This is a genomic window from Boseongicola sp. (assembly GCA_014075275.1).
In the GTDB taxonomy this organism is placed as follows: Bacteria; Pseudomonadota; Alphaproteobacteria; order Rhodobacterales; family Rhodobacteraceae.
This window is the reverse complement of sequence record CP046179.1, coordinates 1,921,706-1,935,632: the sequence shown is the minus strand read 5'-3', so window position 1 is coordinate 1,935,632 and position 13,927 is coordinate 1,921,706. Positions and strand designations below refer to the sequence as shown.

At 54.6% G+C, this 13,927-nt stretch carries 14 protein-coding genes and 1 tRNA gene; 5 read left to right on the top strand and 10 right to left on the bottom strand.

All coding sequences use genetic code 11. The features are described 5' to 3' along the window. Nucleotides 1-5 precede the first annotated feature (5 nt). Nucleotides 6-734, top strand: coding sequence for a hypothetical protein (locus tag GKR98_09765; GenBank protein QMU58453.1), 729 nt, complete (start codon nt 6-8; stop codon nt 732-734). Here GKR98_09765 and GKR98_09760 read toward each other — a convergent pair. The 3 genes from GKR98_09760 to GKR98_09750 all read right to left on the bottom strand — a co-directional run bounded on the left by GKR98_09760 (nt 731) and on the right by GKR98_09750 (nt 3,383). Further along, a complete protein-coding gene (locus GKR98_09760) occupies nt 731-1,207 on the bottom strand; it encodes an acyl-CoA thioesterase (protein ID QMU58452.1) in 477 nt (158 codons plus the stop codon). The two genes, GKR98_09765 and GKR98_09760, sit on opposite strands and share 4 nt — an antisense overlap. A 16-nt stretch (nt 1,208-1,223) precedes the next feature. Next, nucleotides 1,224-1,297, bottom strand: a tRNA-Gly gene (locus tag GKR98_09755). Between the two features lie 37 nt (nt 1,298-1,334). Beyond that, nucleotides 1,335-3,383, bottom strand: coding sequence for a DUF4445 domain-containing protein (locus tag GKR98_09750; GenBank protein ID QMU58451.1), 2,049 nt, complete (start codon nt 3,381-3,383; stop codon nt 1,335-1,337). A 286-nt stretch (nt 3,384-3,669) separates the two neighbouring features. Between GKR98_09750 and GKR98_09745 the strand changes: the two genes are divergently transcribed. Beyond that, nucleotides 3,670-3,816, top strand: coding sequence for a hypothetical protein (locus GKR98_09745; protein QMU58450.1), 147 nt, complete (start codon nt 3,670-3,672; stop codon nt 3,814-3,816). Here the strand turns inward: GKR98_09745 and GKR98_09740 are convergent. The 4 genes from GKR98_09740 to GKR98_09725 all read right to left on the bottom strand — a co-directional run bounded on the left by GKR98_09740 (nt 3,809) and on the right by GKR98_09725 (nt 7,301). Next, nucleotides 3,809-4,495 carry a hypothetical protein gene (locus GKR98_09740; GenBank protein ID QMU58449.1) on the bottom strand — a complete coding sequence of 229 codons (687 nt, stop codon included), beginning with the start codon at nt 4,493-4,495 and terminating at the stop codon, nt 3,809-3,811. The genes GKR98_09745 and GKR98_09740 overlap by 8 nt on opposite strands. A 362-nt stretch (nt 4,496-4,857) precedes the next feature. Further along, complete coding sequence (locus GKR98_09735) at nt 4,858-6,024, bottom strand: methyltetrahydrofolate cobalamin methyltransferase (protein ID QMU58448.1); 1,167 nt, start codon at nt 6,022-6,024, stop codon at nt 4,858-4,860. A 21-nt stretch (nt 6,025-6,045) separates the two neighbouring features. Beyond that, entirely contained in the window at nt 6,046-6,978 is a 933-nt protein-coding gene (locus tag GKR98_09730) for a methylenetetrahydrofolate reductase (protein ID QMU58447.1), read from the bottom strand. Nucleotides 6,979-7,004: 26 nt separating this feature from the next. Continuing rightward, a complete protein-coding gene (locus tag GKR98_09725; protein ID QMU58446.1) occupies nt 7,005-7,301 on the bottom strand; it encodes a hypothetical protein in 297 nt (98 codons plus the stop codon). Between the two features lie 222 nt (nt 7,302-7,523). Here GKR98_09725 and GKR98_09720 point away from each other — a divergent pair, with 222 nt between their 5' ends. Then, nucleotides 7,524-8,639 carry a Ppx/GppA family phosphatase gene (locus GKR98_09720; GenBank protein QMU58445.1) on the top strand — a complete coding sequence of 372 codons (1,116 nt, stop codon included), beginning with the start codon at nt 7,524-7,526 and terminating at the stop codon, nt 8,637-8,639. Here GKR98_09720 and GKR98_09715 read toward each other — a convergent pair. Then, the gene (locus GKR98_09715; protein ID QMU58444.1) at nt 8,633-8,839 is read right to left on the bottom strand and encodes a hypothetical protein; all 207 of its coding nucleotides are present in this window, start codon (nt 8,837-8,839) and stop codon (nt 8,633-8,635) included. The genes GKR98_09720 and GKR98_09715 overlap by 7 nt on opposite strands. A gap of 110 nt (nt 8,840-8,949) precedes the next feature. On the opposite strand from GKR98_09715, the gene GKR98_09710 reads away from it, so the two are divergent. Together GKR98_09710 and GKR98_09705 are read left to right on the top strand one after the other, a co-directional pair. After that, the gene (locus GKR98_09710; GenBank protein QMU58443.1) at nt 8,950-9,414 is read left to right on the top strand and encodes an AsnC family transcriptional regulator; all 465 of its coding nucleotides are present in this window, start codon (nt 8,950-8,952) and stop codon (nt 9,412-9,414) included. Nucleotides 9,415-9,426: 12 nt separating this feature from the next. After that, entirely contained in the window at nt 9,427-9,765 is a 339-nt protein-coding gene (locus tag GKR98_09705) for a QacE family quaternary ammonium compound efflux SMR transporter (protein ID QMU58442.1), read from the top strand. 6 nt (nt 9,766-9,771) lie between these two features. On the opposite strand, the gene GKR98_09700 is transcribed toward GKR98_09705, so the two are convergent. Together GKR98_09700 and putA are read right to left on the bottom strand one after the other, a co-directional pair. Further along, the gene (locus GKR98_09700) at nt 9,772-10,500 is read right to left on the bottom strand and encodes a rhomboid family intramembrane serine protease (protein QMU58441.1); all 729 of its coding nucleotides are present in this window, start codon (nt 10,498-10,500) and stop codon (nt 9,772-9,774) included. Nucleotides 10,501-10,546: 46 nt separating this feature from the next. Further along, the gene (putA, locus tag GKR98_09695) at nt 10,547-13,867 is read right to left on the bottom strand and encodes a bifunctional proline dehydrogenase/L-glutamate gamma-semialdehyde dehydrogenase PutA (GenBank protein QMU58440.1); all 3,321 of its coding nucleotides are present in this window, start codon (nt 13,865-13,867) and stop codon (nt 10,547-10,549) included. Nucleotides 13,868-13,927 lie beyond the last annotated feature (60 nt).

Sequence of the window (13,927 nt, the reverse complement as noted above, 5' to 3'; positions counted from 1 at the left end):
ACAGAATGGACGATCCATATGCCCATCACCCAGGATTACGCGGCAAGATCGTTGATCCAGAGTCCTCTCTGTTTCGCAAAATGACTCAAGGTGACTTGGTTGAAAATCTGCAGGCCGAGGGCATTCGGACAGACTGGTTTTATACCGATGAAAAACGCGAAGCATTGCGCCGCGATGTGCTGAAAGATCGGCACAATTCGGATTTGTGGGTGTTCGGATACGGGTCACTAATGTGGAACCCGGCTCTGCGATTTCAGGAAGTTCGCCGCGCCCATGTGCCAGACCACGCCCGGCGTTTCATTCTGAAAGATATCTACGGGGGCAGGGGCACCGTCGAGGTTCCTGGCCTGATGGCCGCACTCGACCTTGGTGCTGGTTGCCATGGTCTGACCTTCCGTATTCAAGCGGACGACGTTGAAAAAGAGACAGAAATCCTCTGGCGTCGTGAAAGTGTTGGGCCAGCTTATCATGCACGTTTCGTAAAGGCGCAGTTGTCGGATCAGACAGTCGATGCTCTGACATTTGTCGCTGACTATGCGGCAGAAGCGATCGAGCCTGATATGACCCGCGATCAACAGTTGGAGTATCTCGTCACCGGAACAGGTGCCTTCGGAAGCAGCATGGACTACATCGAAGGCATTGCAGAGCACTTCGAGATTCTTGGCATTGACGATCCCGACGTGACATCACTGCTCCAAGAAGCCCAAGCCAGGGTGGCCGCAAAAGGCAGCTAAACAAATCCGGATTTTTTGGCGCCGTCACGCTGGATGACGTTATTTATAGCGATCAAATTATGCTCGCGTCGGGTCTTTCCGTCTTGTTCCAGGCTGATGCCAACGGCTTCGCCGGTTGCGCAAATATTGTCGTCCGCGACGACTGCATACTCCATAAAGAAACTGGACGGTTTCACCACTGTTGTACGGGCCGCGACAATGTAATCTTGGTTTTGGTGCATTGGTGCCAGAAAGTCCGCGGTAACCCGGCGCACAACCAACTGTGGATCGTCTTCGCCATAAGAGGAAAATCCATAGTCTTGGACGTAGGTGACTCTGATGGTTTCGAACCACTTCAGAAAGACGACATTATTGACGTGGTTCAATGCGTCCAGTTCGTAAAAACGGACGCGATCACGATACCCATAGGTCCATCCGTCAAGGCCCACATCGCTTAAGTTATGATGATCGAGAGGGGCCAGGAAGCGGGTCATAGTGAGATCCAAATTTTGGAGCGGGTGAAGGGAATCGAACCCTCGTATTCAGCTTGGGAAGCTGCTGCTCTACCATTGAGCTACACCCGCGCGCAGAGATAAGTGGTGCTTTACAGTTTCTGGGCGGTCAAGATCGCGCCCGGCGCCGGCGATGTCCACCACCTGCTTCCCCGCCGTCTCCACCTTGGTTAAAGTTTACATTAGGTAAATCGACCAGCGTATTCAGAATAGTGAATGGCTCGACCGCGTTGGGGATAGCCGAGGCATTGACGAAATGTTCCTGAAAGCGCGGTTCGATGGCAGTTTCAATCTTCTGGATGTTGCGGACCACCGTTTCGATCTCGTCTCGTGCATCGGTGTTCAAGAGCGCGATGCGCGCCCCTGTTCCAGCCGCGTTACCCGCCGAAGTTACTTTTTCCAGTGGGCAGTCAGGTATCATGCCCAAAATCATGGCGTGCTTGGGCGAAATGTGGGCGCCGAATGCGCCTGCCAAAACCACGCGATCTACGTTGTCCACTTCGCGCTTGTCCATCAACAGACGTGCGCCTGAATAAAGCGCTGCCTTGGCCATCTGAATTTCACGGATGTCGCGGTTGGTGACAGTGATGACCGGACCATCATTGGCCGAACCATCCCACACCAAATAGGACCAGGTGCGGCCGTCCGCGACACACAGTTCCGATCCAGTTTGCGTTGGGCTTCCGATTAGGCCGCTTGCGTCGACTAATCCGGCAATCCGCATCTCTGCGACCATTTCGATGATCCCCGAGCCGCAAATACCGGTGACTCCAGTCGTCGCTATGGCATCGGAAAAACCTTCTTCAGTTGACCACAAGTCGCTGCCAATGACTTTGAATCGGGGCTGTTTGGTAATCGGATCAATTTCGACGCGCTCAATTGCGCCGGGCGCGGCGCGCTGTCCCGAGCTGATTTGCGCGCCTTCGAAGGCAGGACCGGTAGGAGATGAACAGGCGAGAACGCCATTCTTATCGCCAAGCTGAATTTCGGCGTTAGTGCCGACATCGACGACCAGAACGAGATCTTCGGATTTGTCCGGCGCTTCTGACAACGCAACTGCTGCTGCGTCAGCCCCAACATGGCCGGCGATGCACGGCAGCAAATAGAGACGGGCAGCGTTATGCCATTCAAAGTCAAGCTCGCGCGCCCAAAGATGCATAGCGTCAGATGTGGCCAATGCAAACGGGGCCTGTCCCAATTCAAACGGATCAATACCCAATAGTAAGTGGTGCATGACCGGATTGCAGACGATAACACCTTCCATGATCAAATCGGCCGTAATATTCGCATCCGCAACAATGTCTTGTGTCAGGCTATTGATGCCCTCGCGCACGGCCGCAGTCATTTCATCGGCACCGCTGTCGTTCATCATCGAATAGCTGACGCGGCTCATCAGGTCCTCGCCAAAGCGAATTTGCGGATTCATAAGTCCCGCCGAGCCAACAACTTCACCGGTGCGCAGATCACATAGATGACCAGCTATCGTGGTCGACCCCAAATCGATCGCAAGGCCATAGACCGATCCTTCGTAGAAACCCGGCCAAATTTGCATCACACGCGGGGCGTAAAAGTCGTCGCCCATGTGAATGGCGCAAGTGACTTTCCAGGCACCCTTGCGCAACAGCGGCTGCATCTTTTGGATGACGCCCAGATCCGCATGGACCCCCTTGATCTGCCATTGCTCTTCCAGAGCCTTTGACAGACGCTCAAGGTCACCAGTGGGGTCGTGCATGTCAGGTTCTTCGACCTCAACATAAACCAGCCGAACAGCCGGATTCATGGTAATATCGCGCGCTTCCGCTCGCTTGCGTACAACCTGCTTGTGTACCTGGCTTTCCGGCGGCACATCGATAACCAGATCGCCCTGAATTTGCGCCTGACACCCAAGGCGACGACCGTCGATCAATCCACGTTTTTGCTTGTAGCGTTCCTCGACCGCATTCCATTGAGAAACCGCGTCTTCTGCCACAGTCACACCGTGCTTTGGGAAATTTCCGAATCCCGGTGTGACCTGGCACTTCGAGCAAATTCCTCGCCCTCCGCAAACAGAGTCTAAATCTACGCCCAATTGTCGCGCAGCCGTCAACACTGGTGTGCCGAGCTCGAAATGGCCGCGTTTGCCCGAAGGGGTGAAGATCACCAACGCTTTGTCAGTCATGGATTTTCCGCCTGTTCTTGGGCATAAGATAGCCCTCTTTACAGCCGTTGAAAGGGCCAGTCACGCCAGAAAATATGCCCGAAACGGCATGGATTTCTTGAATTTAGGCAATCTGGTGATACCCTGAAGATTGTAACAAGTTTTGGGAAAGGTAATCCCCATGGAGCCTATGGTTTTGGCATCCGTCGCACTGATCTATGTTTTGCTTCAGGCCGCGACAATTTTTAGCTTCACAGGTCTATGGCTGCTTGCGGCAATTTTGCCCGTGCCGGCGCTGTGCATATAGATGATCGGTTCGGTGACGGCCGGCCTGTTCGGAGTTCCAGGATCAGAACTTTTGGGCACTTTGGCTGTGCCGCTGGGATTGGCTTATCTGATCTTTTTGATCCTGTTGTCTCAGGTCTTCAGAATTGTTCAGCCAGACATCAATTAGAGACTGAGTTCATCAGGAAATTCGCACCCCCGATCCACACGGCAAGCGGGACCGGCAAAACGGCCAATGCAATTACGGCGACCGACGTAGGTGTGTGGAACAGGCGGCTGAATCCGGCGATGAAAGAAATCCCACCGCCGCCGCCGATCACCGAGTTTCCGGGAATGTTCAATAAAGCCGCCAACAGGATGTAACGCCCGGATCGAAGCAGGGGATGCATCCATTTCGGTGCTCTTTGGACCAGATGTTCCAGTCTTTCCGTCCGGCTCATTGGGGCAAGTCGCTCGACAAGATCGCAGGCGCGTCGCAAATGTAGGTCGGCCAGCACGCGATGTAGCCATGCGTAAGGCGTGAACCTGCCAGCAATAAGAGCGATAGTCAGGCCAATGACAGTTGCCAGATAGACCATGGGGGCGACTTCGGCACCCTTGAGTAGCAATAGAGAAATACCAATCTCGATACCTGGAACAAACGGAATGGCGATAAGTAACGCGTAGGCGACCAGGACAGTCGCCAACAGTCCCCACATTAGCTTTTCGTTTCCGACAATCTCAGCACGCTCTGTGGCCCATTCCATAGCGAAATGAATGATCATAACGGCCAGCACAACAAAGACGACCTTAGAGGCAATACGCAGAAGGCCTGATTTTATCGGCGGGAACTGATCCTTGTCGGACATAAGTCGCCTTGTTGTGTTTTGCCGCGCACAGGCCGCAGTGGACAAGTTCAATTCATCCAAATCGCACATCGGGATTAGACGCGACGCTAACACCTGTCGGCTTAGACGAACAGTCGCCTCCGTTTGCGATAGGGTGTTCCATCGCATTCGTTGCCATTTGCGCGCATTGATTGCTGGCGCGACCCAATTGGCGACTGGCAGGTTATCTTACTGATATAGGTAGGGCCGAACCGTCCAGCGTTCACATTCGCTCACGATTTCTAAAGTCGCTTGCGATGACACCAAAGAAACAGACCGCAGCCTTCAGATAAAAAAGGCCGAGGGATTTCCCCCCGACCTTAAACTTACTAATAAGATTGGCTTCAGCTCCGGCGACGCCGACGACCTTCGCGTGCGCCACGACCTCCGCCACCGCCAGGTGCTGCAACAGGTTTATTCATTCTGATCCAGTTGCCGCCCGACGGGTCCTGATCCACCAGGAAGTCCGCTGCGCGAATAGAAAGAACTTCTTCTGATGCGACGCCGGACAGCTTGCCCAGTCCCAGAAGAGGTCCCAGTTTCCTTGGATCAATTCCTTCCGGAACGGTTACTCCGATATCCGCCAGACGGGCAATGCGTTCAGCAATCAGGTCGTCGGAAGTGGTCAACCCCAGCAATGGCCCGACGGCGCCAAGATCCACGTCATCAACGGCGGTTACTCCCAGAGCCTTTAATGCATCCAGGCGCTCGCCGATGACTTTGCGGGTCGGGGGCATGGCGACGGGATTCATGATGGCAGAAGTCATCCCCGCGGCCGAAGCCATCGCAAGAAACGCGTTGTTTATGCCGTGACGATTGGGCAGCCCGAATGAAATGTTTGATGCACCGCAGGTCGTGTTGACGCCAAGCTCTTCGCGCAAACGCCGAACTAGAGAAAAGACCTGAAGGCCAGCGGTCGCCATCGCGCCAATTGGCATCACCAGCGGGTCAACGACAATGTCATGGGCTGGAATTCCGAAATCGGCGGCACGTTCAACAATCTTCTTTGCGACGTCAAAACGTACATCCGGGTCTTCCGAGATGCCGGTATCGTCGTTGGAAATCGCCACGACCGGAACATTGTATTTCTTAACCAGTGGCAACACCAACTCCAGACGATCTTCCTCGCCGGTGACCGAGTTTAGCAAAGGACGGCCATTTGCGGCGGCCAGACCGGCTTCCAGCGCGCCGGGAACGGACGAGTCGATGCATAGTGGGATGTCGACAAGCGCCTGAACTGTGTCGACAACCTTGGTCATCAGGGGCGGTTCGGTCTCATTCGGATTTGGGTTCGAGTTGTAGACAACGCCAGCGTTGATGTCCAAAACCTGCGCGCCACAAGCGACTTGCTCGATTGCGTCCTTTTCAACGGTCGAAAAGTCGCCAGCTTCCAATTCGGCGGCCAGTTTCTTGCGTCCCGTAGGGTTGATGCGCTCGCCAATAACGCAAAACGGTTCTTCAAAGCCGATGACGACTGTCTTGGATTTGGACTCGAGTACGGTGCGGGTCATTGAATTCTTTCTGTGTAAAGATCAGGCGGTCGCTGCGGCGGGACGCCCCGAGACACCCCCGCGGGAAATGGCCCAGTTTGCATTTGTTTTTATGCCGCCAAGTGGGAAGAAGTGTACGTGGCTGATGGCAAAGTCCGGGTTGGCCGCTTTGTGTTGTGCCAAAGCGTTGACGATGTCGTCGGGTTCGTAAGGCAAAACCAGTTTGGTAACGTCCATCGCGCGCTTCTGTAGAACCTTCAAAGACGGGCCAACGCCACAGGCAATTGCGAATTTGATCAGTGTCTGCAGCTTGGCGGGTCCGGCGATGCCAATGTGGATTGGCAGATTAATGCCCGAAGACTGGACAGCGTTCGCCCATTCTATAATGGGTCCGGCTTCAAATGCGAACTGGGTAACAAGTGCCATCTCGGCATCTGTGCGGTTGTTGAAGTCGTTCTTCCAGCGCATGGCAGAATCAACGTTGAGCGTGCTGCCGTCAGGATCGATGTCGCGATTGCCTTCCGGGTGACCGGCGACGTGCAAACGTTTGAAGCCTGCCTTGTCGAACAGACCGGTCTCCAAAAGTTGCATTGAGCTATCAAAGTCTCCGACGGGGTTGGTGACACCACCCGCCAGCATTAGCGCCTGTTCAACGCCTGCTTCACCCTGATAGCGGGCGATCCAGTCGCCCAATGTGGCTTCGTCTTTGATGATACGAGCCGGGAAATGTGGCATGACCTGATAGCCGTCTGCCGCTACGCGCTTGGCTGTCGCGACCATATCTTCGATTGGCGTGCCTTCGATGTGCGCGATATAAACCCGTGTTCCTTCTGGAAGAAGGGCCCGGAAATCTTCGACCTTCTCGGCCGTGCGAGGCATTATTTCGATCGAGTAATTTTTGAGAAACGTCTCGGTTTCCGGCAACACCGGAGTGGTTTCCTTATCGCTTTTCCGTTTGAACTGAAGCAGGGCCATCAGCGCATTCCTTATGTCAGTGGGCGTCATGCCCATCCGTCGTTGGCAATCAGGGTTTTGACTCTGTCTTGATCGTATTCTGCGTCTAGACGTGCGGCTTCGGCTTTTGCGACCTCATCTGGCTCACCTTCGACCGTGTACGGCTCGGCTTTGCGCCACTCAGCAAGATAGGCGTCGCTGTCTTTAGCATTTATCTTCATGGCGGCACGATCGATAGCTTGCTCAAATCGTTCCGGCAGCGGGGCCTTCGAGCCGCGACGGCCTTTGCCTACGATGACCTGTGCAGGAATATCGCGCCAATAAACGATCGTGACATCAGGCATAACTGATCCTCTCTTCTATCGGCCCCATCTACGCGCGAGTGAATTTTTTGCAACAATGAAATTCGACATTTTGTAGCGCCTTCGCGACGCGTGCAGAGTTTAGCGTTTCAAAGCGGAACATGGCAGGGGTTTTGCCGTGAATTCCATTCATGATCATCGTGAGGCTTGCAAGATCGCCCGCGCCACGCATAGGGTGGACCTAACCAAGTATCGGAGGGCGATATGGCGCCCAGGCGTTCACGTGGCGCCGGACGGTTCCCTGCAAAGGTCGAGCCGTCCGGCTCTGCGCAAGCCGATCCAGCCGAGCTCTATGCGGCGCTGGATCTCGGCACAAATTCGTGTCGGATGCTGATTGCCCAACCCAAGGGTAATCAGTTTCACGTCGTGGATAGTTTCTCTAAGTCAGTTCAGCTTGGACTTGGTCTCGAACGGACCGGACGCCTTAGCCGCGCGTCGATGAGCCGGACCCTTCAGGCGCTGAAAATTTGTCGCTCGAAATTGGACAAGCATGGCGTTCGCCGATTGCGTCTGGTGGCAACCGAAGCATGTCGGCGCGCCCGCAACGGTGAAGATTTCCTCAAGAACATACGTCGTGAAACTGGGCTAAATCTGGACATCATCAAACCAGAGGAAGAAGCGCGACTTGCTGTAATTTCATGCGCCCCACTTGTGTCGACCAAAACTGAGCAACTGCTGGTGGTCGACATTGGAGGCGGATCGACCGAACTGGTCTGGATTGACTTGTCTCGTGTCCCAAAGTTTGACCGTCCGCGAGCGATCATGCGACTACATGCCGGTTTCAAGCCTGATGACAACACACCATTTCCAGCCGCTCGCGTTGTAGATTGGATTTCGGTTCCTCTTGGCGTGGCAACATTGCGCGATCAGTTCAACGATGTCGAAGACGACGCCGCGCGGTTCGCGTTGATGAGCTGGTTTTTCGAAGAAAACCTCTCCGCCTTTTCGCCCTACGATGACGAGCAAGCCCGTGAAGGGTTTCAGATTATCGGAACCTCCGGCACTGTGACCACAGTTGCGGCCAGCCATCTTGGGTTGCGGCGCTATGACCGCAACAAAGTCGATGGGCTTCGAATGACCTCGGACCAAATTGATAAGGTCATTCGCACGTACCTCGATCTTGGCCCGGAAGGGCGCCGTGCCGATCCGCGAATTGGTCGCGACCGCCATGCGCTCATTATGTCGGGGGCTGCGATTTTGCAGGCTTTGCTACGGTTATGGCCCACAGATCGGCTGTCTGTAGCTGACCGTGGTCTCCGCGAGGGCCTACTTTATGCTCAGATGACCGCGGACGGCGTGCTGGATGACGGCCCTTACTGACCTCGATTGTGGGTCTTGGCATACATCTCTGCAATCATGCCGCTCGCCGTTTTCTCAAACAGACACGGAATGACGGCATGCACCAAAGCGGCAAGGCCCGCGCCAAACAGTTTCATCAAGAACCCAAACGCAAATCGGGCGTGTTCACCGTAAGTTTCGTCAACGCTTGCAGGGTGGTTCATGAATATGCGCGCGATCATTGCCGTCTCCTGTATTATTTTAGGAATATCGACATGTTTTGCGCGGGATGTATTCCCAAAATTTGCGAAATATGGCATAATATTGGGATAAACATACCACGAGATACACAATGAATGAGAATTTCGACAATTTAGATCGGCGAATCCTGTCAGTTCTGCAAAAGGACGCAAGCATTGGACTCGATGCGCTGGGCGAAGCGGTAGGTCTCAGTCGCAACGCCACATGGCGGCGAGTTCGGTCTTTGGAGTCTTCCGGGGTCATCCGCAAGCGGGTCGCGGTTCTTGATGCCGAGAGGCTGGGCCTTGGTTTGTCTGTGTTCATCCAGATCCGCACCAACCGCCACGATCCAAACTGGCTAAAAGAGTTCTCTAAGGCGACAGACGATATGGACGAAATCGTCGCTGCATATCGGATGACTGGCGATCTGGATTATCTGGTGCATGCCCGGGTTAAAGACATGGGCGCCTACGATCTGTTGTATCAACAGTTAATCCGACGGGTTGAAATGTCGGACGTTTCGGCGTCATTCGTCATGGAAGAGTTGAAAGAAACTACAGCGTTGCCGTTGTCATAAAGGGGCCTCAAAATGCCGGTGCATTACATTTATCTTTTTCTGGCTGTTTTGGCCGAGACCATCGGGACAACGGCTTTGCAGGCAAGTTATCAATTCTCGCGACCTGGCCCGTCAGTTATCGTGGTCATATCCTATGCATTGGCATTCTATCTACTGTCGCTGACACTGACGATTATGCCGGTTGGCTTAGTATATGCCATTTGGTCCGGTTTAGGCATCGCATTTATCGCAATCATAGGATTTGCAGTGTTTGGCCAAAAACTTGACGCTCCAGCGATCCTCGGTCTGGCAATGATCCTTGGCGGCATATTGGTGATTCACCTATTTTCCAACTCGACTACCCACTCGTGAAGCGACTTAACGGCGTACCCGAGGTATCCCTGAACGGACGTATTGATACTTAGCTTCAGGGTGGGGCGGTAAACCATTGGTTTGGTCCCAGAACCGTGTTGCACCTCGTCTGAGCCAAACCGGAAAAATCAAAACCAACCCAGCAACAAACCCGCCAGCATGCGCCCAATAGGCCACTCCTCCGCCGGCGCTGGAAACAACACTGCCTTGCAATAGTTGAATTCCAAACCAGCCGCTTAGAACGAGCCACGCAGGTACAGGAATGACACGGATTATGATGACGATGAAAATCAAAACGTCTACCCGGGCACGAGGATATAACAATAAGTGGCCACCCATCACACCAGCGATGGCTCCTGACGCACCGACCATTGGCACCATGCTGCCAGGATCGGCTGCAAACTGCGCGCCCGCCGCTGCTAACCCGCTTGCCAGATAGAAAAGCGCAAATCGGAAATGGCCAAGCGCATCCTCCAGATTGTCGCCGAACACCCAGAGAAACAGCATATTGCCCGCCAAATGCATGACCCCACCATGTAGGAACATTGATGTGACGAAAGTCTCGGGTCGCGCGGCTGCAGGCACCAACCCCCATTCCAGAAAATAGAACCACAATGCCCGTTCGTCGCTGAATAGCGGCCAGTAGCTTGTGAAGATCACAATGTTAACTGCAATCAGCGACCACGTTACAAATGGCGTGCGTAAGGATGGGTTGTGGTCGCGAAACGGGAACATTGGCCTAGCCGATCCCGTTCCGCTAGTAACGTCAAGCCTTTCCGACCTAGGCCAGCAAGGCGGCATTGCCGCCGGATGCCGTGGTGTCTACGCAAAGGTGGCGTTCGTGCAGGACTTCGAACGCACGCGGCTTTCCTGTAATTAGAGGCAGTATCGCCCCGTCTCGGTCAGCCATGGCCTCGGCCAGTTTGCGGGCGTCGCTTTCGTCCCCCCACCACAAAGCACCCCCAATATCGCCAAAGGAACGAAGCTCGTCCGGAGTGATGCCTTCCGCATTCTGGCCAATACCACCCGCGGCCCGAACTGCCGCCAGCTGTTGGGATACAACATCGTCTCCCGGTCCCAAACACAGAAACGGCGGGCGTGTGTGAAGTGTCAGTTGATTGGTTTCGCCAGTAGGGCCCGGCATCTCCCGCTGCCGCGTGCGGTCAGTGACCGCGTTGGTCTGGAAACGGGCTGCATAAAACGGCCCGCCAGCTTTCGGTCCTGTGCCGGATAATCCTTCGCCGCCAAAAGGCTGGGTCCCGACAACTGCGCCAATCTGGTTGCGGTTAACATATGTGTTTCCGGTTTCAATTTTCTCGACAACTTCCTGCACTCGGCTGTCAATTCGAGTGTGTAGGCCAAAGGTCAGCCCATATCCCGTTGAATTAATGTCAGTAATCACCTGATCAAGTTCATCAGAGGAAAAAGTCGCGATGTGCAGTACCGGCCCGAATACCTCCTGTGGGATCGATAATATGCCTTCAACTTCCACAACTGCGGGCGCACAAAAGTAGCCTTTTATCGGCGTTCTCAATTGCTTGGCAAAGCCGTGATCCGTCAGATATTGCGCAATGTCGTCGTTGGCTTCCGCATCAATCAGGGGGCCGACATCCGTGTCCAGATTCCAGGGGTCGCCGACTTTCAGCTCATCCATCGCGCCAAAAAGCATTTCGCAAAACGCCTCGGCGATATCTTCTTGCACATAAAGACAACGTAATGCGCTGCAGCGTTGCCCGGCCGATTGGAATGCCGAGGCTACGACGTCTCGTACTGCCTGCTCCAGCAGAGCGGTCGAATCGACAATCATGGCATTGATACCGCCGGTCTCAGCAACCAGCGGTGCGCCGGGATCCATATTCGCAGCCATGGCTTTGCGGATCAATTTGGCCGTTTCCGTCGAGCCAGTGAACGCAACGCCACCAACCCGCGGATCTGAAGTTAGCGCGCGACCCACAGTAGCCCCATCGCCCGGCAAATACTGCAGGACCTCGAGCGGCACGCCCGCTTCGTGCAAAAGTTGAACAGCGCGGTATGCGACAAGCGGTGTCTGTTCGGCCGGTTTCGCTAAAACACTACAGCCAGCAGACAACGCCCCGGCGATTTGCCCGGTGAAGATGGCCAGAGGAAAGTTCCAGGGTGAAATGCAGGCAACGATGCCAATTGGCAGGCCACCCAGCTCCGCACCCATTGCCGCATAGTAACGTAAAAAATCTACGGCCTCACGCAACTCTGCGACGGCGTCCATATGCGTCTTGCCGGCTTCGCGTGCCAAAAGTGCAAATAACTCGCCAGCATTCGCTTCATACAATTCGGCTGCTCGGTTCAATACGACAACACGTTCCGCTCCGCTGGCATCCCAGGGCAGGGCATTGGTCAATGCTATGCTCGCATCCGCAGCAGATGCAAGACTGACTTGTCCAACAATATCATCGGGTTTCGCTGGGTTCCTGATCTCAATAGGTTCAGTTGAAGTTGTCTCTCCAGCTACCAATGGAACTGCTTTGAACAAGTTAGTCAAAAACGGCGCACGCGCGGCATCGATCTCTGCCAAAGTTGCGCCGTCAGTCAAATCCCACCCGCGCGAATTGATCCGCTGCGGTTGATAGAGATCGCGACTGGCAGGAATGCCTGATGGCGCCCCCAAAGCATCAAACGGATCAGCTGTAACGATATGCGGCGGAATATCCTCGTCGACAACCTGGTTCACAAAACTCGAATTCGCGCCGTTCTCCAGCAAGCGTCGGACCAAATAGGCCAACAAGTCACGATGTGCCCCGACAGGGGCGTAAATACGACAGCGCGTATTGTTCTGGTTCTTGACCAACTCGTGCAGCTGCTCGCCCATGCCATGCAACCTTTGAAATTCAAAAGTCGATGGGTCACGCGCCATATCCAGAACTGCGGCGACGGTATGTGCGTTGTGGGTTGCGAATTGCGGGTAAATTCGGTCGGTCATCGCCAGCAACTTGCGGGCACAAGCCAGATAAGAAACGTCCGTTGCCGGCTTAGTTGTGAAGACAGGAAAACGTTGCAGCCCCTCAACTTGTGCCAGTTTAATTTCGGTGTCCCAGTAGGCACCCTTGACCAGTCGAACCATAATCCGGCGGTCCAGATTTTTCGCCAGCTCAAATAGGTGATCGATGACCGGCGCGGCGCGCAAACCATAGGCTTGAACAACGATACCAAACCCGTCCCAACCTGCGAGCTTTTCGTCCGCCAGAACCGCGCCGATAATGTCCAGAGAGATCTCCAGTCGGTCAGCTTCTTCCGCGTCGATATTCAGCCCGATATTGCGCTTTGCCGCCATCCTGGCAAGGTCGCGCAAGCGTGGGACCAGTTCTTCGATGACGCGCTTGTGCTTGGCCACTTCATATCTCGGATGAAGCGCCGATAGTTTCACCGAAACGCCCGGGCGATCAGCGACCGATTTGCCAACTTGCACGCCGCCGGCAATTTTGATCGCATTCGCATAGGACGCGAAGTAGCGCGCGGCGTCGTCTTCCGTCATCGCGGCTTCGCCCAGCATGTCGTAGGAATATGTGTAACCGTCCTCTTCCAGCTTGGTTGCGCGGGATGTTGCTGCCTGCATGGTTTCGCCCAGAACGAACTGCTGCCCCATCTCGCGCATCGCTTTTTTGGCCGCCACGCGGATCACTGGCTCGCCAAGGCGCTTAACCGCCAGGCGCAATGCACCTGCCAAACCGGGTCCGGTGTCGTCCAGCACCCGTCCGGTCAGCAAGAGCGCCCAAGTCGACGCATTTACCAGTGAAGAGGAAGAATGACCCAGATGCTTGCCCCAATCCGACGGCGCAATTTTGTCCTCGATCAATGCGTCAATGGTCTCGGCATCTGGCACGCGCAACAAAGCTTCAGCAAGGCACATCAGTGCGATACCTTCCTCGGTGGAAAAACCATATTCCGCAAGAAAAACCTCCATCATTCCCGGGTTGCCTGCGTTTCGAATGCCGTCAACCAACGCTGCAGCATTGTCAGAAATGCGTGCACGATCATGGGCGCTCAGCGCTGCCGTCTTGGTTAGGTTTGCAACAATCTCGGTCTCGGCCGGGAATTTGTGAAATCGGGATGGGCTAATCTGTGTCATACAGATTGTTTAGCACAGGTTTAGTTTGCGAAAGTTCTTAAATATGGGCATACCATGGGT

Coding starts and splice junctions, on each gene's coding strand:
- GKR98_09765 (QMU58453.1), top strand. CDS start 6: ATGGACGATCCATATGCCCATCACCCAGGATTACGCGGCAAGATCGTT.
- GKR98_09760 (QMU58452.1), bottom strand. CDS start 1,207: ATGACCCGCTTCCTGGCCCCTCTCGATCATCATAACTTAAGCGATGTG.
- GKR98_09750 (QMU58451.1), bottom strand. CDS start 3,383: ATGACTGACAAAGCGTTGGTGATCTTCACCCCTTCGGGCAAACGCGGC.
- GKR98_09745 (QMU58450.1), top strand. CDS start 3,670: ATGATCGGTTCGGTGACGGCCGGCCTGTTCGGAGTTCCAGGATCAGAA.
- GKR98_09740 (QMU58449.1), bottom strand. CDS start 4,495: ATGTCCGACAAGGATCAGTTCCCGCCGATAAAATCAGGCCTTCTGCGT.
- GKR98_09735 (QMU58448.1), bottom strand. CDS start 6,024: ATGACCCGCACCGTACTCGAGTCCAAATCCAAGACAGTCGTCATCGGC.
- GKR98_09730 (QMU58447.1), bottom strand. CDS start 6,978: ATGGCCCTGCTTCAGTTCAAACGGAAAAGCGATAAGGAAACCACTCCG.
- GKR98_09725 (QMU58446.1), bottom strand. CDS start 7,301: ATGCCTGATGTCACGATCGTTTATTGGCGCGATATTCCTGCACAGGTC.
- GKR98_09720 (QMU58445.1), top strand. CDS start 7,524: ATGGCGCCCAGGCGTTCACGTGGCGCCGGACGGTTCCCTGCAAAGGTC.
- GKR98_09715 (QMU58444.1), bottom strand. CDS start 8,839: ATGATCGCGCGCATATTCATGAACCACCCTGCAAGCGTTGACGAAACT.
- GKR98_09710 (QMU58443.1), top strand. CDS start 8,950: ATGAATGAGAATTTCGACAATTTAGATCGGCGAATCCTGTCAGTTCTG.
- GKR98_09705 (QMU58442.1), top strand. CDS start 9,427: ATGCCGGTGCATTACATTTATCTTTTTCTGGCTGTTTTGGCCGAGACC.
- GKR98_09700 (QMU58441.1), bottom strand. CDS start 10,500: ATGTTCCCGTTTCGCGACCACAACCCATCCTTACGCACGCCATTTGTA.
- putA (QMU58440.1), bottom strand. CDS start 13,867: ATGACACAGATTAGCCCATCCCGATTTCACAAATTCCCGGCCGAGACC.